At 61.5% G+C, this 22283-nt stretch carries 20 protein-coding genes; 10 read left to right on the plus strand and 10 right to left on the minus strand.

Annotated elements, in window-relative coordinates; all coding sequences use genetic code 11:
* The first annotated feature begins 6 nt into the window (after positions 1–6).
* Positions 7–1737 (plus strand): methyl-accepting chemotaxis protein, encoded by a 1731-nt coding sequence (locus CSQ95_RS24355; protein WP_099411358.1) that lies wholly within the window; start codon positions 7–9, stop codon positions 1735–1737.
* A 1-nt stretch (position 1738) separates the two neighbouring features.
* Here the strand turns inward: CSQ95_RS24355 and CSQ95_RS24360 are convergent, their stop codons facing one another.
* Positions 1739–2890: an AI-2E family transporter gene (locus CSQ95_RS24360; protein ID WP_099411359.1), complete on the minus strand. Its 1152-nt coding sequence runs from the start codon at positions 2888–2890 to the stop codon at positions 1739–1741.
* A gap of 162 nt (positions 2891–3052) precedes the next feature.
* On the minus strand, positions 3053–4069 hold the full coding sequence (locus tag CSQ95_RS24365; protein ID WP_180279148.1) for a hypothetical protein: 1017 nt from the start codon (positions 4067–4069) through the stop codon (positions 3053–3055).
* Between the two features lie 123 nt (positions 4070–4192).
* On the opposite strand from CSQ95_RS24365, the gene CSQ95_RS24370 reads away from it, so the two are divergent.
* On the plus strand, positions 4193–4561 hold the full coding sequence (locus CSQ95_RS24370; RefSeq protein WP_099411361.1) for a hypothetical protein: 369 nt from the start codon (positions 4193–4195) through the stop codon (positions 4559–4561).
* Here CSQ95_RS24370 and CSQ95_RS24375 read toward each other — a convergent pair.
* The 5 genes from CSQ95_RS24375 to dnaA form a co-directional block, all read right to left on the minus strand.
* A complete protein-coding gene (locus tag CSQ95_RS24375; protein ID WP_180279149.1) occupies positions 4540–5601 on the minus strand; it encodes a GGDEF domain-containing protein in 1062 nt (353 codons plus the stop codon). The two genes, CSQ95_RS24370 and CSQ95_RS24375, sit on opposite strands and share 22 nt — an antisense overlap.
* 201 nt (positions 5602–5802) lie before the next feature.
* Positions 5803–6729 (minus strand): helix-turn-helix domain-containing GNAT family N-acetyltransferase, encoded by a 927-nt coding sequence (locus tag CSQ95_RS24380; protein WP_099411363.1) that lies wholly within the window; start codon positions 6727–6729, stop codon positions 5803–5805.
* A 149-nt stretch (positions 6730–6878) separates the two neighbouring features.
* Positions 6879–9377: a DNA topoisomerase (ATP-hydrolyzing) subunit B gene (gyrB, locus tag CSQ95_RS24385; protein ID WP_070224768.1), complete on the minus strand. Its 2499-nt coding sequence runs from the start codon at positions 9375–9377 to the stop codon at positions 6879–6881.
* 152 nt (positions 9378–9529) lie between these two features.
* A complete protein-coding gene (gene dnaN / locus CSQ95_RS24390) occupies positions 9530–10636 on the minus strand; it encodes a DNA polymerase III subunit beta (RefSeq protein WP_034754341.1) in 1107 nt (368 codons plus the stop codon).
* 274 nt (positions 10637–10910) lie between these two features.
* Positions 10911–12305 (minus strand): chromosomal replication initiator protein DnaA, encoded by a 1395-nt coding sequence (gene dnaA / locus CSQ95_RS24395; protein ID WP_070224767.1) that lies wholly within the window; start codon positions 12303–12305, stop codon positions 10911–10913.
* Between the two features lie 624 nt (positions 12306–12929).
* Between dnaA and rpmH the strand changes: the two genes are divergently transcribed.
* The 6 genes from rpmH (at position 12930) to CSQ95_RS24425 (ending at position 17397) form a co-directional block, all read left to right on the plus strand.
* Positions 12930–13064, plus strand: coding sequence for a 50S ribosomal protein L34 (gene rpmH, locus CSQ95_RS24400; protein WP_010401996.1), 135 nt, complete (start codon positions 12930–12932; stop codon positions 13062–13064).
* A gap of 8 nt (positions 13065–13072) precedes the next feature.
* Positions 13073–13525, plus strand: coding sequence for a ribonuclease P protein component (gene rnpA / locus CSQ95_RS24405; RefSeq protein WP_257218203.1), 453 nt, complete (start codon positions 13073–13075; stop codon positions 13523–13525).
* Positions 13522–13782, plus strand: a complete 261-nt coding sequence (gene yidD / locus CSQ95_RS24410; protein ID WP_034754335.1) for a membrane protein insertion efficiency factor YidD — start codon at positions 13522–13524, stop codon at positions 13780–13782. The genes rnpA and yidD overlap by 4 nt, the downstream gene beginning before the upstream one ends.
* Before the next feature lie 11 nt (positions 13783–13793).
* On the plus strand, positions 13794–15521 hold the full coding sequence (yidC, locus tag CSQ95_RS24415; protein WP_099411365.1) for a membrane protein insertase YidC: 1728 nt from the start codon (positions 13794–13796) through the stop codon (positions 15519–15521).
* A 187-nt stretch (positions 15522–15708) separates the two neighbouring features.
* Positions 15709–17088, plus strand: coding sequence for a tRNA uridine-5-carboxymethylaminomethyl(34) synthesis GTPase MnmE (gene mnmE / locus CSQ95_RS24420; RefSeq protein ID WP_070310263.1), 1380 nt, complete (start codon positions 15709–15711; stop codon positions 17086–17088).
* A gap of 9 nt (positions 17089–17097) precedes the next feature.
* Positions 17098–17397 carry a hypothetical protein gene (locus CSQ95_RS24425; protein ID WP_099411366.1) on the plus strand — a complete coding sequence of 100 codons (300 nt, stop codon included), beginning with the start codon at positions 17098–17100 and terminating at the stop codon, positions 17395–17397.
* A gap of 92 nt (positions 17398–17489) precedes the next feature.
* Here CSQ95_RS24425 and CSQ95_RS24430 read toward each other — a convergent pair whose 3' ends face one another.
* On the minus strand, positions 17490–19187 hold the full coding sequence (locus CSQ95_RS24430) for a M1 family metallopeptidase (RefSeq protein ID WP_099411367.1): 1698 nt from the start codon (positions 19185–19187) through the stop codon (positions 17490–17492).
* Positions 19188–19366: 179 nt separating this feature from the next.
* On the opposite strand from CSQ95_RS24430, the gene CSQ95_RS24435 reads away from it, so the two are divergent.
* Positions 19367–19564 carry a hypothetical protein gene (locus CSQ95_RS24435; RefSeq protein WP_070224761.1) on the plus strand — a complete coding sequence of 66 codons (198 nt, stop codon included), beginning with the start codon at positions 19367–19369 and terminating at the stop codon, positions 19562–19564.
* An 18-nt stretch (positions 19565–19582) separates the two neighbouring features.
* On the opposite strand, the gene CSQ95_RS24440 is transcribed toward CSQ95_RS24435, so the two are convergent.
* Both CSQ95_RS24440 and CSQ95_RS24445 read right to left on the minus strand, forming a co-directional pair.
* The gene (locus CSQ95_RS24440) at positions 19583–20218 is read right to left on the minus strand and encodes an Hpt domain-containing protein (protein ID WP_070224760.1); all 636 of its coding nucleotides are present in this window, start codon (positions 20216–20218) and stop codon (positions 19583–19585) included.
* Between the two features lie 104 nt (positions 20219–20322).
* A complete protein-coding gene (locus tag CSQ95_RS24445; RefSeq protein WP_306532786.1) occupies positions 20323–21273 on the minus strand; it encodes a CAP domain-containing protein in 951 nt (316 codons plus the stop codon).
* Positions 21274–21540: 267 nt separating this feature from the next.
* Between CSQ95_RS24445 and pssA the strand changes: the two genes are divergently transcribed.
* Positions 21541–22281: a CDP-diacylglycerol--serine O-phosphatidyltransferase gene (gene pssA, locus CSQ95_RS24450; protein WP_227742191.1), complete on the plus strand. Its 741-nt coding sequence runs from the start codon at positions 21541–21543 to the stop codon at positions 22279–22281.
* The last annotated feature ends 2 nt before the right edge of the window (positions 22282–22283 follow it).

Below are 22283 nucleotides of genomic sequence, written 5' to 3' on the forward strand. Positions count from 1 at the left end.
AACTGCATGCTGTCGAATATAACAATAAAGATGCGTCTGATCGCTACCATGAGTGTGCTGGGCGTGTTGATCGCCTTGCTGGGCGTGATGAGCATCATCAGCCTGAAATCGGCCAACAACAGCCTCAACGAGGTCTACAGCAATCAGCTGGCCTCGACGCAAGCGATCGGCGAATCGCAAATTGCCCTGGGCCGCGCGCGGTTCACGATGGACCGCGTGATGGTGCATCCGGATGCGCCCGATGCCAAGGATACCCTGGCCCGCGCGGAACAATTTCTGGAAGCGTCCAACAAGTCGTGGAAGGTGTACCTGGCCTTGCCGCAAAGCGCGGAAGAAAAGCGCCTGTCCGACGACATGGACAAGAAGCGCAGCGATTACATGAACAATGGCGTGCTGACCATGAGCAAGGCTTTGCGTGAAGGCAACATCGCGCAAGCGGATGGTTTGATGATGAAAGGGCTGACGCCGCTGTACCGCACCCTGGACCAGGCTGCCGAAACCTTGACGCAATACCAGGCCAGTTCGGCCGCGAAGATGTATGCGGATAGCCAGTCCAGCTTCCGCACCCAGGTGACCATGGCCATCGGCGGCATGATCGTGGGCGCCTTGCTGACGATTATTTCCAGCATCTTGCTGCTGCGCGCCATCTTTGGCCCGCTGGACCAGGCCCTGCGCCATTTCGGCGCCATTTCCGACGGCAACCTGGCCAACGACATCGTCATCACGCGCCACGACGAGATGGGCGCCTTGCTGACGGGCTTGCAGAAAATGCAGGAACGCCTGTCGACCACCGTGCGCGGCGTGCGCGACGGCAGCGGCGCCATCGCCACGGCCAGCAATGAAATCGCCTCGGGCAACCTGGATCTGTCGAGCCGCACGGAGCAGCAGGCGTCGAGCCTGGAAGAAACGGCCTCGTCGCTGGAAGAGCTGACCTCGACCGTCAAGCAGAACTCGGACAATGCGCGCCAGGCCAACCAGCTGGCCGTCTCCGCCTCGGACGTGGCGGTGAAAGGCGGCGCACTGGTGGCGCAAGTGGTCGATACCATGGGCACCATCAGCGAGTCGTCGAAAAAGATCGCCGACATCATCGGCGTGATCGACGGCATTGCCTTCCAGACCAACATCCTGGCCCTGAACGCGGCCGTGGAAGCGGCCCGCGCCGGCGAGCAAGGCCGTGGCTTTGCCGTCGTCGCCACGGAAGTGCGCAACCTGGCGCACCGCTCGGCTTCCGCCGCCAAGGACATCAAGATGCTGATCGAAGCATCGGTACAGAACGTGGGCGCCGGCAGCGCGCTGGTCAGCCAGACGGGCACGACGATGGATGAGATCGTCTCCAGCATCCGCCGCGTGACGGACATCATGGGCGAAATCAGCGCCGCCGGCCGCGAGCAGGAACTGGGCATCGGCCAGATCAATCAAGCCGTGGCGGAAATGGATACCGTGACGCAACAGAATGCGGCGCTGGTGGAAGAAGCGGCAGCCGCCTCGGAGTCGATGCAGGAGCAGGCGGCGGCGCTGGCCGAGATGGTCAGCATTTTTAAACTCGACGCCAACCACAGCGGCCCGGCAGCGGCCAAGCCTGCCTTGCGCAAGCCTGTCGTGGCCGCCGCCAGCACGGCCTTGAAACGCCCGGCGTTGCGCCTGACGCCAAGCCGTACTGCCTCGGCAGCCGCTCCGGCCCAGCCACGTGCTGCCAAGCCCGCTGCAGACAGCAGCGGCGAATGGGAAGAGTTCTAACTTAGCGAGGTTCCAGGGCCGCCTTGCTGCCCTGTTCCTGCAATAGCGCCGCCTCGGCCAAGGCCTGGGCGCGCGCTTCCTCTGCCGCCTGTTCCGCTTTTTCCAGTGCATCATGGCGCGCCTGCAAGGCCGCGCGCGCGCGCACGAAGACGATCTTGATGGCCGCCATCACGGGCACGGACAGGAAGATGCCGACCACGCCACCCAACTGGTCGCCGGCCAGCAAGCCGACGATGACCATCAGCGGGCTCACTTCCACGCCTTCGCTCATCAAATACGGGTTGACCACGTAATCCTGGAACAAACGGTAGGCGGCGATAAAGCCGATCAGCCAGAACACGTGCTCGAAGCCGCTGAAACCGGCCACGACCACGGCGATGACGGCCGCCGCCAGCGGACCGGCAAACGGGATGAATTCCAGCAGGGCGGCCGCGCCGGCCAGCAGCAGGCTGTACGGCACGCCCATCAGGGAAAAGGCGATGCTGTAGGAGACAAACGTGGCGATCGACAACAGCAGCAGGGCGCGTACATAGCGCGACAGCAGGATGTCGAGGTCATCGATGATGGCGCCCCAGAGTTTCTTGTTGGGGCGGTTCAACAGGGACAGCAAGCCGTCGCGCATGTCCGGGCCTTCCTTGATCAGCAAAAAGCTCAGCACGGGCACCAGCACCAGATAGATCAGGTTGCTGGCCGCATGCATGACGGTCAAGCCCAGTTCCTTCGCCAGCGGCATGGCTTGTCCCGTACCGCTGCTCAGCTGCGTCTGCATGAAGGACAGCAGGCGCGCGCGCAACGGTTCCATGAATTCGGGCAATGGGATGCGTTCGGCAAAATTATTCCCCTTGAGCAAGGTCGGCAGCTGATCGCTGAGCTTGATCGCCTCTTCCTCGATGCGCGACCCGAAGATGGACCCCAGCACCGCCACCAGCAAGATCACCACGAGGAAGACGATGCCGATGGCGGCTGTGCGCGGCAGGCGTTTCGGGCCATGGCGCTCCAGCAGTCCGATCAGCGGATACACGAGGTAGCTGAAGAAAATGGCAAAGACCACCACGATCAGGGTCGACGAGACCTTGTAGGTGAGAAAGAGCAGGAAGGCGATGAGGAACGCCGTCCACACCATCTTGGCAACACGCAAGTTAAAACCGAACATATGAATTCCTTAGGGCAGGATGCGACGCAAGCGTGGCTGGCTTGAAGGGCAGGGTGGGCAAGGCAGGGATGAGGCCGCGCCGCACGGCCGGAAATCATACCGCAAAATGCCAAAATGCCATGCTCTTGTGCGTAATGGCAATGCTTTCCCTGTTCGCCTTCCTTAATTTTTCCGCCAGATGGCCACCGTGATGAGCACGCTGTCTTTCTTGCCCGGTTCGCGCAAGGTCACCGTGTAGCGGCCGCTCGTATCGCTGCCCGTGAACACGACCTTGTCGTCATGGCCCTGCACTTGCGCGCCCTTGGCCAGCTTGGCATAGGTGTTGAGCACCCAGTGGAAATCGGCATAGCTGCGCAGGGTGATGCTGGCATCGGGCATGGGCTCGTCGCCGGCCTCGGCCGCTTCCGTAGGCGTGCGCATGGGCAAACCGGCGAGGCCTGCCGGTGCGATGAGCTTGCCGCCGCTGGCGCTGCTATTCAATTCCGCGTCCGGCAGCAACAGGTGCAGCAAGCTGGGGGGAAAGCCGGGCGGCACGTCGCGCGGCTCCCAGCCGGGCTGGCCGGGAAGAGTGGTGATGTATTCCACCGCAGCAATGCTTTGCCGCTGTTCCGGCGCAGCCTGCGCCAGCATGGGCGGCAGTTGCCGCGCCCACACGAGCGGCGGCGCGGCCATCTCGTCCTCCGCGCCTGGCGGCACGAATACCGTCAAGATGGCGTGGGTGGACGGCAGGCAGGCGGGCAAGGCATCGCCGATGGCGGCCTGGCAATGACCGTTGACGAGGCCCAGGGCCAACAGCTTGCGTTGCGGATCGAACAGCATGGCGGCGCGCTGCGCGCCGTGTGTGTCGGGGTTGATGGACGCCAGCACGGAACGCCCGTCGGGCAGCATGGTGCGCTGGATGTCTGGCAGCGAACGCATGCTGTCGAGTACCTGGAGCGCGATCAGGGTATCGCCCTGCGTGTAGTTGGCGCGCGCATAACCGAGCAGCTTGAAGACGCCGGCGCGGATTTGCGGATGCTCGTTCAGGCTGAGCGGCGGCGATGGCACGGAGACGGGCACGGTGGCGGCCGCGAAGGCGGCGTCTTCGGCGGAAACGGCTTGAGCCATGCTGGCAAGCGGCAGGTACAGGGCGGCGCACAGCGATAGCATGCGCAGAGTGAATTTTCCTGGGATGTTCAATGGCAATCCTTGTCGAGACGCCTGGCCGGTCGGCTTGCCGGCATGCGCGCGCCGCGATCTTAGCATTTCAGGAATGAAAAGCTTTCTGCTAAGCTAGTCTATTGAATCACTGTCCCGCTTGCCATGGCCAAGATCACCATTTCCTGCAGTATGCCAGTCGACGATGAAGTCGTGACCGAGTTCTTGCACAAGTACGTGCTCCAATCGCGTGTCGGCGCGGCCAGGAAATTGCGCATGGGAGAGAAGGGCTGCTTCTATACCTGTTCTTTGTACCAGGAAGACCACGCCAAGGTGAGCCGTTTGATCCGCCGCATGCTGGCCTTCTTTGAGAGCAAGGACATTCCCTTGACCATCCTCAAGATCGGCGCGCAGGACAGCTGGTACGAGGTGGACCCCGAGCAGCGCGAGCCGTGGAAGATCGCGCCGCAAGCCTTGCTGGCGCTGCTCGACGCGACACCGGACGGCGGTATTCAGGCGGCGTTGAACACGTAGCGGTTCTTGCCGTTTTTCTTGGCCTGGTACAAGGATTCATCGGCGCGCCGGTAGCTGTGCGACAAGTCCGCTTCCTTGATCAGTTCCGCCATGCCGATGCTGACGGACACCTTGCGTTCCGGCACGAAAGCCGCCTCGACCGCATCGACCAGCTGCGCGGCAAAGGCGCAGGCCGCGTTCTTTTCGCCCACGTAGATGACGGCAAATTCCTCGCCGCCCAGGCGGCCGCACAGGTGATCGCCCGACAGCCCAGCGATCACCTCGGCGATCCTTTTCAGCACTTCGTCTCCCACGTCATGGCCATGCACGTCATTGATCTGCTTGAAGTCGTCGATGTCGATCATCAGGAAATACGCGGGCGTGCGCGCCGTGCGCTGCAAGGCGCGCGCGCTTTGCGTGAACATGCGCCGGTTATTGAGTCCGGTCAAGCCATCCTTGTAGGCCATCGTCGCCAGCTCGCGCTGGGCGCGGTAGTTATGGATGCGCAAGACGAGAAAATAGATGTTCAGCGCCAGGCCGATGATCACGCTGATGGTGACGGCCAGCACGGGCCAATGCTGGTCGGCCTGCCCCGCATGCACGGGAAACTGCCCCAGCCCCAGGATGGCCCACACGCACAGCGACACGCCCAGGTAATACGCGATGCCGCTGAAGATGGGCGCCGTCGTCAGCGTGATCATCACGCCCAGCGGCAATACCCAGAAAGCGGGGTCTTCCGTGCCCAGCATCAGCACGCGAAAGCCGAAAGCGATGAACAGCACGCTGATGGTGCCGCTGGTGATAATCGCCTGCAAGGACTTCGCATACACGGTCAGCAGCAGCCCGGCCAGCATGCCCGTCACGCCCAGCGCCGCCTGCGCATGATCGAGCGACGCGCGCGGCAGGGTCAGGCTGAACGTGACCAGCCAGCAAGCCAGGCCAAACGTCAGGATGGCTATCGAAATGAAATGCAGTTCCTTGAAAAAGCGCTGCTGCTGCTCCCGTTCTCCTGAAAAGAACAGGTAATAGAAGGCAGGCGACATGCTGCGCGAAGTGAACATTGCATTTGTCCAGAGACAATACGCCTTGCGGCAGGGGCGCCTCCCGGCAACGGCAGGCGGCATGACGCGCGTACAAAATTAGTTGCGCTCAGGAACTAGTGTACTGGTTTCTTGGGGGCAGTGGTGATCCGGGCGAGGAAAACGGCGGCCAGTGTACTGCCGCCGCCACAGTGGCGTACGGCGGCGCGGCGGCGAGGGGCGTCACAGCTCGCGTGCCAGCACCTGGCCAACCAGGTCCTTGCCAAAGCTGTGATGCGCCTCCTCTTCGACCAGCTGGAAGCCGGCCTTGTCGTAGATGCGCCGGGCATCGGTGAGGATGCTATTGGTCCACAACACCATTTTCGTGTAGCCGACCTGACGGCTGAAGCGCAGGCATTCATCGACCAGGCGGCTGCCGATGCCCAGGCCGCGCGCGCAGGGATCGACATACAACAGGCGCAGCTTGGCCGTCGTGTCATCCTGGCGCACGATGAAGACGGAACCGATCACCTTGCCGTCCTTCTCGGCGATCCAGCAGCGCTCGCGGGCAGGATCGAATTCCCGCACGAATTTGGCGAGAATCTCGGCAACGAGTGCCTCGTACTCGTTGTTCCAGCCATACTCCTGCGCATACAGCACGGCTTGCCGGTGGATGATCCAGCCCATGTCGCCCGGCTGCGGATTGCGCAGGATATAGCTGGGCGATGAGCTGGGCGATGGCTCCCCCAGCAAGCCCTGGATTTGCTCCATGGCCGCGACCAACTCCTGCTGCGCCGTCGGCGGCAAGCGCTCCAGCATGGCCGCCACTTCGCGCCGCGATGCCTCGATCAGCGGCGCGAGGGTGAGCTGTCCCTGTTCGGTCAGCTGCAATTGCGTGGCGCGCGCATCCGTCGGCGAGCGCGTCTTGGCGATCAGCCCCTGCTTTTCGAACCCGGCAATCACCCGGCTCAGATAGCCCGCGTTCAAGCCCAGCTCGCGGCACAGGTCCGCACTGGTCAATTGCTCCCGGTGCGCCAGTTCGTAGAGGATGCGCACTTCCGTCAGAGAGAATGCGCTGTCCAGCAGGTGTTCATGCAGCACGCCAATCTGGCGCGTATAAAAACGATTAAAACGGCGCACGATCTCCGTGCGTTGGCCGAGTTGGTCCATATGCATCTGACGCCTCCCATATACTTGCTTATGGCAGATTATTGCTTGCTTTTGGCAAGCATGTCAATGCAAGGGCAGGACTTTGGCGCGCATAAAAAAAGCGGCCCCGAGAGGGCCGCCTTCGTTGCAACGCAAACCAACAAGCTGGCTTACACGTCGATATTGCCCGCGCGCAGCGCATTATTTTCAATAAACGCGCGGCGCGGTTCCACGTCGTCGCCCATCAAGGTCGTGAAGATTTGGTCCGCCGCAATGGCGTCTTCGATCTGCACTTTCAACAAGCGGCGCACGGTCGGGTCCATCGTCGTTTCCCACAGCTGGTCCGGGTTCATTTCGCCCAGACCTTTGTAGCGCTGCTTCGAGACCGTGCGTTCGGCTTCGTCGCGCAGCCATTGCATGGCCTGGTGGAAGTCGACCACGGCGATTTCCTTCATGCGCTCGCCTTCGCCGCGGCGCACAAACGCGCCTTCGCCGATCAGGCCTTCGAAGGTGGCGGCGCCGCTGCTCAGCACGGCGTAGTCCGGGCCTTGCACGAAGTCGGCGTCGATGGCGCTGACTTTGATGTTGCCGTGGTGCATGCGCTCGATGCGCAGCATGTGTTTTTCCGACAAGTCGTCGGAACGCACATGCACTTTCACGGCGCTGTCGTTGATGGCCGTCTGCAGGGCCAGGGCGGAAGCTTCGGCCAGGTCCAGGGTCGACAGGTCCAGCTGCACGCCCGTCATGATGGCCGTCAGGGCGGCGCGGTCGATGACGCGCGTCAGACGCGTCATGATGGTGTTCGACAGGTTGAACTTGCGCACCAGTTCCGTCAGGGTGTCGCCGGAAATGCCTTCCGCGCCTGTGCGCGGCACCAGCACGGCCGTGTTCAGCGCCACCGTCATCATGTAGCTCGCTTCCTCGGCGTCATCTTTCAGATAGCGCTCGTCGCGGCCCGCTTTCACCTTGTACAGCGGCGGTTGCGCGATATAGATGTGGCCGCGCTCGACCAGTTGCGGCATCTGGCGGTAGAACAGGGTCAGCAGCAGGGTACGGATGTGGGCGCCGTCGACGTCCGCATCGGTCATGATGATGATGCGGTGGTAGCGCAGCTTCTCGACGTTGAATTCGTCCGGTCCGATCGAGGTGCCGAGGGTGGCGATCAGGGTGGTGATCTGCTCCGACGACAGCATTTTCTCGAAACGGGCTTTTTCCACGTTCAAGACTTTACCGCGCAGCGGCAGAATCGCCTGGAACTTTCGGTCGCGTCCCTGTTTTGCCGAGCCGCCTGCCGAGTCACCCTCGACGATGTACAGTTCGCACAGGGCGGGGTCTTTTTCCTGGCAGTCGGCCAGCTTGGCCGACAGGCCCAGGCCATCCATGATGCCTTTGCGGCGCGTCAGGTCGCGGGCCTTGCGGGCCGCTTCACGCGCGCGCGCCGCTTCGACGATCTTGCCGCAAATGATCTTGGCGTCGTTCGGTTTTTCTTGCAGGTAATCGGCCAGGGTCTTGGCGACGATCTCTTCGACAGGACCGCGCACTTCGCTCGATACCAGCTTGTCTTTCGTCTGCGACGAGAATTTCGGTTCCGGCACTTTCACCGACAAGACGCAGGTCAGGCCTTCGCGCATGTCGTCGCCGCTGATTTCCACTTTCGCCTTCTTGGCGAACTCGTGTTCATCGATGTATTTGTTGATCACGCGCGTCATGGCCGCGCGCAGGCCCGTCAGGTGGGTGCCGCCGTCGCGTTGCGGGATGTTATTCGTGAAGCACAACACCTGTTCATTGTAGGCATCGTTCCACTGCATCGACACGTCGACCGAGATGTTCGTATTCTGGTCCGACAGGCGCTCGCCCGTAGCCTGGAAAATCGTCGGGTGCAAGACCGATTTGGCCTTGTTGATGTATTCGACGAAGCCGCGCGTGCCGCCTTCGAAAGCGAAGATTTCTTCCTTGCCCGTGCGCTGGTCGGACAACTTGATGTTGACGCCATTGTTCAGGAAGGACAGTTCGCGGATGCGCTTGGCCAGGATTTCGTAGTGGAATTCCACATGCGTGAAAATCTCTTCGTCGGCCCAGAAGTGCACGTCGGTGCCGCGTTTGTCGGTGTCGCCGATGACCTTGATCGGGGAGGTGGCGACGTCGCCGACCATGACGATCTGGCGGTCTTGCGGAACGCCGCGCACGAATTCCATGTAATGGACCTTGCCGTCGCGGCGGATGGTCAATTTCAGCAATTTCGACAGGCCATTCACGCAGGACACGCCCACGCCGTGCAAACCGCCCGAGACTTTATACGAGTTCTGGTCGAACTTGCCGCCGGCGTGCAGTTCGGTCATGACGATTTCCGCCGCCGAACGCTTCGGATCGTGCTTGTCGTCCATTTTCAGGCCGGTCGGCACGCCGCGGCCATTGTCGGTGATCGAGATCGAATTGTCGCTGTGGATGGTGACGTGGATTTCCGTGCAGTGGCCGGCCAGCGATTCATCGATGGAGTTGTCCAGCACTTCGAATACCAGATGGTGCAAGCCGGTGCCGTCCGAGGTGTCGCCAATGTACATGCCCGGGCGTTTGCGTACGGCTTCCAGGCCTTCCAGGATCTGGATGGAGGAGGCGCCGTATTCTTCCGTTTTGGCCTGGATCGGGGTGTCTTGTGGATTCTCGGACATGGACTGCTTTCTCAAATAACGATTGCTGATTGATTCGGGGCTGCTGGCTGATGACCGTAGGTCGGGTTAGCCGGAACGGCGTAACCCGACAGACGGCGCTCAGCATGTCGGATGACGCTGCGCTCATCCGACCTACGTCACTGCTGTGGTCTTTAGATCCGCATCGGCATGACGACATACTTGAAGTCGGCATTGTCCGGGATGGAGATCAGGGCGGACGAGTTCGAGTCGCCCAGCGCGATGTTGACGTATTCGCATTTCAGGTTGTTCAGCACGTCCAGCAGATACGTCACGTTGAAGCCGATGTCGACGGAGTCGCCGCCGTAGTCGATTTCCAGCTCTTCGACGGCTTCTTCCTGGTCCGCATTGGTCGAGCTGATCTTCATGCTGCCCGGGGTGATGATGCAGCGCACGCCCTTGAACTTGTCGCTGGTCATGATGGCGGCACGTTGCAGCGAGCGCAGCAGTTCATCGCGGCCGATGGTGAAGTCGTTCTTGTAGCCTTTTGGAATCACGCGCGTGTAGTCGGGGAACTTGCCTTCCACCAGCTTCGAGATCAGCTCGATGTCGGCAAAGGTCAGTTTCACCTGGTTGGCGGCGATGTCCAGCTGCACCGGTTCATCGTTCTCTTCCAGCAGGCGTTGCAGTTCGATGATGGTCTTGCGCGGGATAATCACTTCCTGGCGCGCGAACGTCTGCTCGGTGGCGACCTGGCAAAACGCCAGGCGGTGACCGTCGGTGGCCACGGCGATGACATTATTACCATCCAGAACCAGCAGCAAGCCGTTCAGGTAATAGCGGATGTCTTGCTGCGCCATCGAGAAATGCACCATGTTGAACAGGTGCTTCAGCGTTTTCTGGGGCAGGGTGACGGACGCGTTGTAGCTTTCCGCCTGTTGCACGGTTGGAAACTCTTCCGCTGCCAGGGTTTGCAGCGCGAAGCGCGACTTGCCCGTTTGCACGGTCAGGCGCTTGTTGAGCAGAGTCATCGTGACGTCGCCCGATTCGGGCAGGGCGCGCAGGATGTCGAGCAGCTTGCGCGCGGCCACGGTGGTGCCCGTGACATCCGCGCCGGAACCGATTTCCGCGTGCGTGGTGATCTGCACTTCGGTGTCGGTCGACAGGAAGGAGACATTTTCACCGTCTTTGCGGATGAGGATATTGGCCAGAATCGGCATAGTGTGCCGACGCTCGACAATACCGCTCACGATCTGCAGTGGCCGGAGAAGGGTATCTCGGGTGGTTTTGACCAATTGCATATTTATCCTCAATGTATAGGTTGAACAGTACGACGTTTAACGTATTAATTTAACAATTCTTGCCATAGGGAGCCCCGACAGACCGGCTGCGGCGCCCTCCCAGATAATAAGGGTAAAGCACGTTTTGAGCCAGTCTTGCCCAGTCGTGCTTGCAACGCCTGACAAAACCGTAGCGAGCGGCAGTGAGTCGTGGCCGAGACGCGGAGCTGTGCTTTAGCACAGTGAGCATCGGAGGCCGCGAATCGCGACGCGCAGTAGGTTTGGTCAGGCGTTCTTAGCCTTTCAATGTTTGCTCCAGCACATGCAGTTCATGGTTGCATTCCGGATTCTTGGTGCGGTCCAGCGCGATCTTGCGCACGGCATGCAGCACCGTGGTGTGGTCGCGGCCGCCGAACAGCTCGCCGATTTCAGGCAGACTCTTCTGTGTCAATTCCTTGGCCAGGTACATGGCGATCTGGCGCGGCCGGGCGATATTCGCGGGGCGGCGCTTCGAATACATGTCGGCCACCTTGATATTGAAGAAGTCGGCCACCGTTTTCTGGATGTTTTCCACGGAAATCTGGCGGTTCTGCACCGACAGCAAGTCCTTCAGGGCTTCCTTGACGATATCGATGGTGATGTCTTTGCCATGGAAACGCGAGTACGCCAGAATTTTGCGCAGCGCGCCTTCCAGCTCGCGCACGTTCGAGCGCAAGTGCTTGGCGACAAAGAAGGCCACGTCATCCGAGAAGGTCACGCCTTCCTGCTTGGCTTTTTTCAACAGAATCGCCACGCGCATTTCCAGTTCCGGCGGTTCGATGGCCACCGTCAGGCCCGAGTCGAAGCGCGAAATCAGGCGGTCGTCCATGCCCGTGATTTCCTTCGGATACGTATCCGAGGTGATGATGATCTGTTTCTTCGCAGCAATTAATGCCTCGAACGCATAGAAAAACTCTTCCTGCGTGCGGCTCTTGCCGCCAAAGAATTGAATATCATCGATCAGCAGCATGTCGAGCGAGTGATAGTAGTGCTTGAAATCGTCGAAACCCTTGCGCTGGTAAGCGGTCACTACGTCGCGGACGTACTGTTCCGCGTGGATGTAGCGTATCTTCGCGCCCGGATTGTCGGCCATCACCTGATTGCCGATGGCGTGGATCAAGTGGGTTTTACCGAGGCCGACGCCGCCGTAGAAGAACAGCGGGTTATACGACACGCCCGGATTGTTCGCCACCTGGATGGCGGCGGCGCGCGCCAGCTGGTTGGCCTTGCCGGTCACGAAGCTGTCGAAGGTCAGGTCGGTGTTGATGCGGCTCTGCTCGCGGCGGGGCGCGGCGCCGATGCTCAGTTCCGGCACGCTCGGCTGCGGCTCCGCCGGGCGCGCGCTGGGCGCGCCGCCATTCGGATCGCTGGCCGGGGTGCTGGCGGTGACTGGCTTTTTCGGCAGGGCCAGGCGCGGGTCGAGCACGAACTGCACTTCCGTCGGCGCTTCGAAGTACTGTATGGCCAGCGCCGTGATGCGGCTGGCGAACTGGGTCTTGACCCAATCGAGCTTGAAGCGATTGGGCGCAGCAATGCGCAGCTTGCCCTCTTCGTAATCGAGAGGGATAAGCGGTTTGATCCACGCACTGAATTGTTGCGGTGTCAGCTCCAGTTCCAACTGCGCGGAACAGGCCTGCCAGAAATTATCCATGTATGTCTATGTGAAAAGGTGTGGGAGGGCGTATCGATTCTGCCCTGCGGTCACCGTGTTGCAAGGCCGGCGTCGCGCGAGGGCTCGCCACACGTAACGCGCTATTCTACTCCCGACTGACAAAGTTATCCACAGGCACGACGCTTATTTTTGTGTGGCGGGGTGGGGCGCCATGTGCATAAGAAGCGACTTATCCCCCGGTTATCCCGTCACAGGCAGTGCTGGCGCGGCCTGCGGCGCAGGTGGGGAGCCGCGCGCAAATTTCCAGGCGATCACGGCAATCCTTGACAAGAGGGGGGCATATGCTGAATAATTCAGGGTTCCCCGCCCGTATTCCGTGTTTATTCATTTGGAACGACAATATGGACTAAGCGTGGATTAACGACGCAGTACCAAATCGTAGCGAGCGGTGATGAGTTGTGGCTGAGGCGCGCAACTGTGCGAAGGCACAGTGAGCACCGGAGGCCGCAAATCGCTCCGCGTAGTCGATTTGGTGCGCGTTCAAGCGGGCGATGAGATTGGCCAGCTTGTGCCTTGGCATAAGTGCGCGATTGTCATTGGCACCAAAAACTGACGGGACGTCAGACCCGATTTTGCATTTTTTTTGTTTTTAGCGAGACCAACATGAAACGTACTTACCAACCTTCCGTCGTTCGCCGCAAGCGTACGCACGGCTTCCGCGCTCGTATGGCTACCCGTGGTGGCCGTGATGTGCTCAACGCACGTCGCGCAAAGGGCCGCAAACGTCTGGCCGTCTAGGCTTGTCGTTGACAGCTGATCGCGTGGCTAGCTGTACTCCAGTCGGCAATCAACGCGAAGGTTCACACGACTTCGCGCGCTTTCGGCGTATCGTTAAAACGGATGAATTTTCATCCGTTTTTCGTTTGCGCCCTTCGCAAAAAACAGCGCATTTTGTGCTGTACACCCGACACAATCAATTGCCGCATGCGCGGCTGGGCATCGTTGTGGCCAAGCGTTTCGCGCCGCGCGCGGCGACCCGCAACACGATCAAGCGCGTCACGCGCGAGCTGTTTCGCAACAGCGCGATGCCGCCGGTCGACTGCGTGGTGCGTTTGTCGCGCGCCGTCAACAGCAAGGATGGCCCGGCCACCACGACCAAGCTCAAAGCCGAGCTGCGTGAGGAATTGAGCCGCCTGTTCGCGGCGCAAATCGCCGCCCAGGCCCGTTCTGTTGCTGCGCCACCACCATCCGCGCCATGAAAACCCTGCTGCTGTTCCTGCTGCGTGCTTATCAGTTGCTGATCAGCCCCATGCTGGGACAGAATTGCCGTTTCTATCCGAGCTGTTCGCATTACGCGATGGAAGCGCTGCGCGTGCACGGTACGGCCAAGGGCAGCCTGCTGGCTGCCAAGCGCCTGTGCCGTTGCCACCCCTGGAATGAAGGGGGCGTCGACCCGGTGCCGCCGGCCGATGGCAAACAATCTTCAACGACCGCTTGCGGTTGCAACCACTCCTGACAAATACCCTAATGGATATCAATAAACGTACCATCCTGTGGATCGTGTTTTCCGTCTCGCTGGTAATTCTCTGGAACGAATGGATGATCTCGAACGGCAAGCCGTCGATGTTCTCCGCGAACACGGAACAAACCGCCAAGGCGCCTGTCACCCCGGCCAAGACGGCCGCCCTGGCTGCTGCCGGCGCGACCGCCGTGCCTGGCGAAGCGACCGATCCCGCCGCGTTCAAGCGCGAAGTGATTACCATCACCACCGACGTCATCAAGGTCGATATCGACACCCTGGGCGGCCAGGTCAAGCGTCTGGAATTGCTGAAGTTCAAGGGCGCGGGCAATCCGGGCTGGTTCGGCGGCTGCTTCGGCCTGTTCAAATGGTGCCAGCCTGACGAAGGCAAGCAAAACGAAGTGCTGTTCGACGAAGGCGCGAACCACACCTACCTGGCGCAGTCGGGCCTGGTCGGCGGTCCGTTCCCCACCCACGCGAGCGGTTTCACCGTGCAGCCTGGCGTGCGCACCCTCGGTGACGGCAAGCAAGTGCAACTGGTGATGGAAGCGGTCGAAGGCGGCGTCAAGCTGACCAAGACGTTTACCTTCAAGCGCGGCGACTACGTCATCGACGTGCGCCACGACGTGGCCAACGTGGGCGCGGCCCCTGTCACGCCGCAGCTGTATCTGCAACTGACGCATGACGGCAACAAGCCGGTCGGCGACTCGTTCTTCAACAGCAGCTTCACGGGTCCGACCTTGTACACGCCGCAAGACAAGTACCAGAAGCTGACGTTCGAGAAAATCGAAAAAGCGGCCGTGGAAGACGAGAAGAAGGGCAACGACAACGCCATGAAAGGCCTGCATCCGGCCACGGCGAATGGCGGCTGGTTTGCGATTTCGCAACACTTCTTCGTCTCGGCTTTCGTTCCGCCTGAAAACGCCAAGCGCGATATCTTCACGAAAAAGCTCGGCACCAACCTGTACGCCATCGGCAACGTGCTGCCACTGCCGACCCTGGCGCCAGGCGCCACGGCCAGCATGGACAGCAAGCTGTACTCGGGTCCGCAAATCGCGCACCTGCTGGAAAACGTTTCGCCTGGCCTGGAACTGGTCAAGGATTACGGCTGGCTGACCATCATCGCCAAGCCGATCTTCTGGGTCATGGAACACATCCACAGCGTGCTCGGTAACTGGGGCTGGACCATCATCGCCTTCACGATCCTGATCAAGCTGGCGTTCTTCCCCCTGTCGGCCGCCGGCTACCGCAGCATGGCCAAGATGAAACTGGTCACGCCGAAGATGCAGGCGATCCGCGAGCGCTACAAAGGCGATCCGCAAAAGATGAACCAGGCCACGATGGAGCTGTACAAGACGGAAAAAATCAATCCGCTGGGCGGCTGCCTGCCGATCCTGATCCAGATGCCCGTCTTTATCGCCCTGTACTGGGTGCTGAACGCGTCCGTGGAAATCCGCGGCGCGCCATGGATCGGCTGGATCACCGACCTGGCCCAGCATGACCCATGGTGTATCCTGCCGGTGCTGTACGCGATCTCGATGTACATCACGACCAAGCTGAACCCGGCCCCGGCCGATCCGATGCAAGCGAAGATGATGCTGTTCATGCCACTGGCATTCTCGGTGATGTTCTTCTTCTTCCCATCGGGCCTGGTACTCTACTGGGTCGTCAACAACGTCCTGTCGATCGGCCAGCAATGGGTGATCACCAAGAAATACGCGCCTGCCGCCAAGTAATTCCGGCCAGCGAACAGAAAGCCCGCCTCGCGCGGGCTTTTTTTTGACATCGGACCCAGTGGGTCCGATGTCAAAAAAAAGTGGGTTTTTCCGGTTTTCCACAGACCTCCCTTTTCATGTGCGCCCGGTTTGTCGCTGACAATAGCGCGGCCCCTGCAGCCTTCCCCGAATACACTACAATTACGCCATGAAACTCGACTCTTCCCCTATCGCCGCCATCGCCACCGCTCCCGGACGCGGCGGCATCGGCGTGGTACGCGCCTCCGGCAAAAATCTCGCCCCGCTGATGACGGCCCTGTTCGGCGCGCAAACGCTGAAACCGCGCCACGCCACCTATCTGCCGTTCACGGAAGCCGATGGCAGCATCATCGACCAGGGCATCGCCATCCACTTCAAGGGCCCGCATTCCTACACGGGCGAAGACGTGCTGGAATTGCAGGGCCACGGCGGCCCCATCGTGCTGCAGCTGCTGCTGGCGCGCGTGCTCGAAGCGGGTAAAGATAGCGGCTTGCGCCTGGCCGAACCGGGCGAATTCACGCGCCGCGCTTTTCTCAATGACAAGCTGGACCTGGCGCAAGCCGAAGCCGTGGCCGACCTGATCGATGCCTCGACGGAAGCGGCGGCCAAGTCCGCCTCGCAATCGCTGTCGGGCGCGTTCTCGAACACCATCCACGCGCTGGTGGAACAGGTGACGGGTTTAAGGATGCTGGTCGAGGCCACCCTGGACTTCCCGGAAGAGGAAATCGATTTCCTGGAAAAATCGAATGCGCGCGGTCAATTAAAAGCCGTCATCGAAGCGTTAAATAAAGTGTTTGCGCAGGCGGCGCAGGGCGCGCTGCTGCGCGAAGGCCTGAACGTGGTGCTGGCCGGCCAGCCGAACGTGGGCAAGTCGTCGCTGTTGAACGCGCTGGCGGGCGCCGACGTGGCCATCGTCACGCCGATCGCCGGCACCACGCGCGACAAGGTCAGCGAAACCATCCAAATCGAAGGCATTCCGCTCAACATCATCGATACGGCCGGTATCCGCAGCGCGGGCGACACCATCGACGCCGTCGAGCGCATCGGCATCGAGCGCACCTGGGGCGAGATCGGCAAGGCGGACGTGATTTTGCACCTGCTCGACGCCGACCACGGCCCGACACTGGCCGATGAAACCATCGTCGCCGCCTTCCCGGAAGGCGTGCCCGTGGTGCGCGTGTGGAACAAGATCGATCTCTCTGGCCACAAGCCCGGCGTCGACAACATGCCGGACGCCACCCACGTGTATCTGTCGGCGCACGAGCACATCGGTATCGACCTGCTGCGCGCGGAACTGTTGCGCATCGCCGGCTGGCAGCAGACGGGCGAATCGCTGTACCTGGCGCGCGAACGCCATCTGATCGCCTTGAAATCGGCCGGCAAGCATCTCGATATTGCCGCCGCGCACGCGGCGCAGGACGACCAGTCGCTGGACCTGTTCGCCGAAGAGCTGCGCCTGGCGCAGGTGCAGCTGTCGAGCATCACGGGCGAGTTTTCGCCTGACGATCTGCTGGGCGTGATCTTCAGCCGTTTCTGCATCGGCAAATAAGGAGGTGCGATGAAGCTGCTGCTTGTTCTGCTGTTCAGTTTCCTGCCCCTGCTGGCCGGTGCGCAGGAAAAACTGCCGCAAGACGTGGCGAAATTCGTCGAAAATGCGCAGATGTGCGAGCACTTCGCCGGCGAATGGGATGACAACGACAAGGCGCGCCAGCGCGAGATCACGCAAGCCGTGGCCAGCTCGTGCGGTCAGGCGCAGCGGCAGTGGAAGCGCTTGCGCGTGAAATACGCGAAGCAGCCTAAGCTGCAAAAAGTCATTGCCGAGAATGCCAATGACGCGGTCAGGAGCTTTCGGAAATAAGTCCGAACGGCGAAAAGGCCGGGGTCAGACCCTCAACACCGCTAACACAAAGGTCATCGCTCAGGTGCGAGGGGGGCTGACCCCAGGTTTTGTCACCCCTTCTTCCCCTTTGCCTGTTCTTCCTTGAACTTCTGGAACGCCTCGATATGCTCGGCGCGGCGCAGCACGCGCGAGTGCGGGTCGAGCGTGTACGTGGCGCCCGCCGGCAGGGGCAGTTCGCCAAAGCCCAGCGACATGGGAACGGTATGGATTTCTTTGCCGATACGCACTTCCACCGGCATCGGGAAGGCGATGTCGGCAGGCGTCTTCCATAGCAGGCGCAAGGTGTCGCCGTCGCGCACGGCGGACAGTTCCGGCAATGCCGCCTGGTACAGATAAACCTGGAAGAACCAGTCGTAATTGCTGCCCGTGACTTTGTTGACGATGGCCATGAATTCCGCCGTGCTGCCGTAGCGTGGCTGGAACTGGCCCGGCAGCGGCTGTTCCGTGCCGTAGACGAGCAGGCGCACGGCGCGGAAGAAGGCCTCGTCGCCGATCAGGCCGCGCAAGGTGTGCAGCACCAGCGCCCCTTTTACATACAGGTCGCCGCCCGGTCCGCCCTTTTTCTGGTCGTAGACTTCTTCCTCGCTTCTCGGCTTGCCCGAAACCATGGGCGCCTTGTTGACGATGCCGGCCCGCATTTGCTGCAACGAAGCAAAATACTCTTGCTCGCCCCGCAGATACTGCATGTACAGCGGCTGCATATACGTGCCGAAGCCTTCGTGCAGCCACATATCGTCCCAGTTGCTGTTGGTGAGCTGGTTGCCGAACCATTCATGGGCAAACTCATGCTGCAGCAATTCATCGTAGCCATAGCTGGTCTTGGCGAATTTGTTGCCATAGGCATTGATGGTCTGGTGTTCCATGCCCTTGTGCGGGGTTTCGGCGATGCCGACTTTCTCATCGCCAAACGGGTAGGGGCCGATGACGCTTTCAAAAAAGTCCAGCATGGGCGGTAATTCCGCGAACAGGGCGCCCGCCTTGGCCTCGCTTTCCGGCAAGTACCAGAATTGCAGGGGGATGCGGTTGCCGTAGCGGCTCGCATACTCACCCTGCAGGCTGCGGTAGGGCGCCACGTTCAGGGCGATGCCATAGGTGCTCGGATGTTTGGCGCGCCAGTGCCAGGTGCGCCAGCCGTCGGTCTCATCCATGCCGAGCGCGATGCCGTTGCCGGCCGCCACCAGCGGCGCCGGTACCTGGATGTGCTGGTCGATCAGCCGGGCCTTGCCCATCGGGTGGTCGATGCAGGGCCAGAACAGGTCGCAGCCTTCGCCTTGCACGGCGCTGGCGATCCACGGCGCGCCATCGGCCGTGCTCGACCACACCATGCCGCCATCCCACGGTGCTTTCACGGCGACGTGCGGCACGCCGTGGTAGACGATGCGGATGGTGGTGCGCGCGCCTGCCGCGAGGGTGGCCGGCAAGGTCATGCTCAGGCGGCCGTCCGGGTTGGCATAGTCTTGCGGCCGCAGCGCCTTGCCGTCGACTTCGATGGCATCGATGGGCAGGTTGCGGTCCAGGTCCAGCGCGAAACGCGAGATCGGCTGCGTGGTCAGGAAGGTCAGGCGCGCATCGCCGGCAATGCTGCGGCGGGCCGGATCGATGCGCAGGGTCAGGTCGGCGTGTTCGAACACCACCGCCAATTGTTCCGGCGTGCGTTCGGCACCCGAATTGAGGGTGTAGGCGGTGGGCGCGCGCGTGGCGCAGGCGCTGAGCAGCAGGCAGGAGAGCAGCAGGGGGATGTGTTTCATGGCGTGCGCGCAAGTGAACGGAGCACTGATTGTAGTGTGAAGTGACAACGTTGTCGTTTGGAAATTTCAAGGTGCCGATGGGGCAAGCGTGGCCGCGGTTGAGAAATGTCATGGGCTTCAAACTGTGCTGACGTAATCTTGCTGAGCGGCCTTGAAGTGCCGCTAGGAAAGGAAGCGCCATGGACAGCGAACAGCCGGAAGTCGTGGAAAGCAGGGGCATGGCGGCGCCGCCATTGCCTTCCCTGCCGCAATTGATCGCAGCGCTGCCGCCGAAAGGTGCATGCTGGTACTGCGACAAGCCGCTCGATGCCGTGCGCCGCTTCTGTTGCAAGAGTTGTTGCGTGGCGTATGCGGAAGAGGCGCAGTTCAACAGCTGAGCGGCAGCTCGCTGTACGCTAGCGGCGCCGCAGCAGCGCCGCCAGGGCGCCTTCGAAATCGAACTCGTGCGCGGCGGCGGCCACCTCCTGGTACACGTTCACGCCCAGGCTGGCCGCGAGCAGGCTGGCCGAGTTTTCCAGGATGTCGATGGCCGCGCCGTCGCCTTCGCGCAGATGGCTGGCCAGGCGCGCCAGCAGCAGCTGGATGGCGGGCGCGGCCGGGTCGGGCGCCACGTCCTGCGCCGCCGTGTGGTTTGCCTCCGGCGTGCCCAGCATGCTGCTGACCGCGCCGAGCAATTGATCCTGCGCCAGTTCCAGCTGCAGCATCTGCTGGGCCAGGTCGGGCGCCTGCGCACGCAGTGCCGATTCCAGGGTTTCCGACAGGCTGTGCACATGGCGCGCCCCGATCATGCCGGCGGCGCCTTTCAGGGTATGCGCTTTCAGGCGCGCGGAAACGTAGTTGCCCGTGTCGAATTCGGCGCGGATCTGGCACGGCGTGGTGCCGTGGTCGTGCAGGAAACGGCGCAGGATTTTCAGGTACAGGATGCGGTCGCCCATGATGCGGCCCAGTCCGTTCTCAACGTCGAGAATACGGACCATGTCGGATGCCGCAACGGCGGCATCATCATCGCAAGTGGCGTGTGGTTTCAGCATGCTGTGCAGAGCGCCCCAAAACTTGTCAATGTCAGTAAAGCAGGAACTGCTATTTTACATCCAGTCGTACTCTGCACTGCGTCCGCTTGGCGCCAGCTTGCCGCCTAGCGCGTCGTGAATGACCAGCTTTGCGTGACGTCCGCGCCATTGACTTTCCCGATGAAACTCACGTCATAGCTGGTGTTCGCGTTCAAGGCCGCCAGCGGGATGATGGATGCGGCCGAGACCGGTGTATGCACGTCATTGCCGCTGGTGAGCAGGCGCACGGCCAGGTCCGCGGCGGCGCCGCGCTGGCGCACGCTGAACGCCGTCACGCTGACGGGCGTGCCGTAATTGGCATGCACGCTGATCGGGTAGCCGACCACGTCCTGGTTCGGCACGGGATCGGGCGATTCGTTATTGCTGGAAAAACTGACGGCCACCTTCTGCTGTCCGCTGTAGGGGTAAGTGACGATCTGTCCCGCCGCCAGCCCCGGGCCATAGCTGCGGTTGCCGGCCAGGTCGGTGGTGAAATACGCATAGCCGGCGCTGCTGACGGCCGCGCCCGCGCCGCCTTCCTTGAACAGCGGCTCGAAAATGACGAAGCGGTGATAGATGGCCGTGACCAGTTCTTCGGCCAGGTAAAAGCCGGACGTGTTGCTCGCGCCGGCGATCACTTCGCCCTGCAGCGAGGTGACGACGTAGCCGGCCTTGGCCAGGCGGTCGCCCAGTGTGACGCCTGTAAAGCCGGGCTTGCCCTGCACCTGTTCGTGCGCCACCGTATTGTTGAGATTGAGATAGCTGGAATGGCCGAGGGCCGCGCTGTCGATCAGGCTATTGCGCACCAGCGGCGACAGGCCGATCTGGCTGCGCCGGTAGTTGAACCAGTTGAAGCCATCGGTGGCAATATTGTTGCTGAGAACGGGAGCACCCGGCTCCTGCGTCAATTGCCCGGCCGGGGTCGAGTTGCTCAGCGACGTATTGCCGCTATCGCTGCCGCCGCCGCAGGCGCTCAGCAGGGCTGCGCTCAGCAGGGCAGGTATCCAGTATTTCCAACGCAGTGACGAGGCAATCAAGTCGACTCCTGTAGAGGTAGGCGGGCAGCGGTGGGGGCAGCGTGCTGTCCTGTAAAACGATTCTAAGGTATTTTGATCACGCGTAGAGCATCCGTGAAAAGATATGTCGCGCTCGTGCGGGGACGGTGCCGCCGCTGCGCAGGGTAGAATGGGCGCAGCGCAGCGTTTGCCGCTGCATTGCCTTACTTCCGATTTTTTTGATTGCCCATACATTTGAACACATTGCCCAAGTCGCGCCTGCAGCGCGCCAAATACGCCTTGCCCAGCATGGTGACTTTGCTTTCGATAGCCTGCGGTTTTGCCAGCATCGTCATTTCCGTCGACAACGCCGCCGTGGGCGACGCGGATGCCTACCGGCTGGCGGCGGCGCTGCTGGTGCTCGCCGGCGTGTTTGACGCGCTCGACGGCTACGTGGCCCGGCTGACGGGAACCAGTTCGCAGTTCGGCGTGCAGCTCGATTCGATCGCCGACGTGATGAATTTCGGCTGCGCCCCGGCCGTCCTGTTGTATTGCTACGGCTTCGTGCAGATGGGCGTGCACGATCCGCTGCTGCTGCGCTTTGGCGGCATGGCCAGCTTTTTCTTTGTCGCCTGCGGGGCCATGCGCCTGGCGCGCTTCAATGTGAACGTGGGGCGTACCGATCCTCTGTATTTCGTCGGCATGCCGATCACGGCCGGGGCCGCTTGCGTGGCGGCCGTGGTGGTAGCCTGGCCGGCGCCCATCGATTCCATGCTGCACAGCTATCTATTGATGCTGCTGCTCGTCGGCGTGGGCAGCCTGATGGTGTCGACCTTGCGTTTCCCCAGCTCCAAGCAAAAGAAAAGCCTGGCCGCGCTGCTGGTGCTGATCCTTGCCATCGCCCTGCTGGTGTGGCTGAAGACGAGTTTCTTCGCCCTGTTCTTCGCCGTCTACATCGCCGCCACCCTGCTGCTCAACCTGGCATGGCATCTGGGCTGGCGCGGTATTGCCTTACCCCAGGTTTTTAACGACCCGGATGAGATTGATTAAAC

The organism is Janthinobacterium sp. BJB304 (genome assembly GCF_002735765.1).
GTDB lineage: Bacteria > Pseudomonadota > Gammaproteobacteria > Burkholderiales > Burkholderiaceae_D > Janthinobacterium.

Coding starts and splice junctions, on each gene's coding strand:
- CSQ95_RS24355 (WP_099411358.1), top strand. CDS start 7: ATGCTGTCGAATATAACAATAAAGATGCGTCTGATCGCTACCATGAGT.
- CSQ95_RS24360 (WP_099411359.1), bottom strand. CDS start 2,890: ATGTTCGGTTTTAACTTGCGTGTTGCCAAGATGGTGTGGACGGCGTTC.
- CSQ95_RS24370 (WP_099411361.1), top strand. CDS start 4,193: ATGGCCAAGATCACCATTTCCTGCAGTATGCCAGTCGACGATGAAGTC.
- CSQ95_RS24375 (WP_180279149.1), bottom strand. CDS start 5,601: ATGTTCACTTCGCGCAGCATGTCGCCTGCCTTCTATTACCTGTTCTTT.
- CSQ95_RS24380 (WP_099411363.1), bottom strand. CDS start 6,729: ATGGACCAACTCGGCCAACGCACGGAGATCGTGCGCCGTTTTAATCGT.
- gyrB (WP_070224768.1), bottom strand. CDS start 9,377: ATGTCCGAGAATCCACAAGACACCCCGATCCAGGCCAAAACGGAAGAA.
- dnaN (WP_034754341.1), bottom strand. CDS start 10,636: ATGCAATTGGTCAAAACCACCCGAGATACCCTTCTCCGGCCACTGCAG.
- dnaA (WP_070224767.1), bottom strand. CDS start 12,305: ATGGATAATTTCTGGCAGGCCTGTTCCGCGCAGTTGGAACTGGAGCTG.
- rpmH (WP_010401996.1), top strand. CDS start 12,930: ATGAAACGTACTTACCAACCTTCCGTCGTTCGCCGCAAGCGTACGCAC.
- yidD (WP_034754335.1), top strand. CDS start 13,522: ATGAAAACCCTGCTGCTGTTCCTGCTGCGTGCTTATCAGTTGCTGATC.
- yidC (WP_099411365.1), top strand. CDS start 13,794: ATGGATATCAATAAACGTACCATCCTGTGGATCGTGTTTTCCGTCTCG.
- mnmE (WP_070310263.1), top strand. CDS start 15,709: ATGAAACTCGACTCTTCCCCTATCGCCGCCATCGCCACCGCTCCCGGA.
- CSQ95_RS24425 (WP_099411366.1), top strand. CDS start 17,098: ATGAAGCTGCTGCTTGTTCTGCTGTTCAGTTTCCTGCCCCTGCTGGCC.
- CSQ95_RS24430 (WP_099411367.1), bottom strand. CDS start 19,187: ATGAAACACATCCCCCTGCTGCTCTCCTGCCTGCTGCTCAGCGCCTGC.
- CSQ95_RS24435 (WP_070224761.1), top strand. CDS start 19,367: ATGGACAGCGAACAGCCGGAAGTCGTGGAAAGCAGGGGCATGGCGGCG.
- CSQ95_RS24440 (WP_070224760.1), bottom strand. CDS start 20,218: ATGCTGAAACCACACGCCACTTGCGATGATGATGCCGCCGTTGCGGCA.
- pssA (WP_227742191.1), top strand. CDS start 21,541: ATGGTGACTTTGCTTTCGATAGCCTGCGGTTTTGCCAGCATCGTCATT.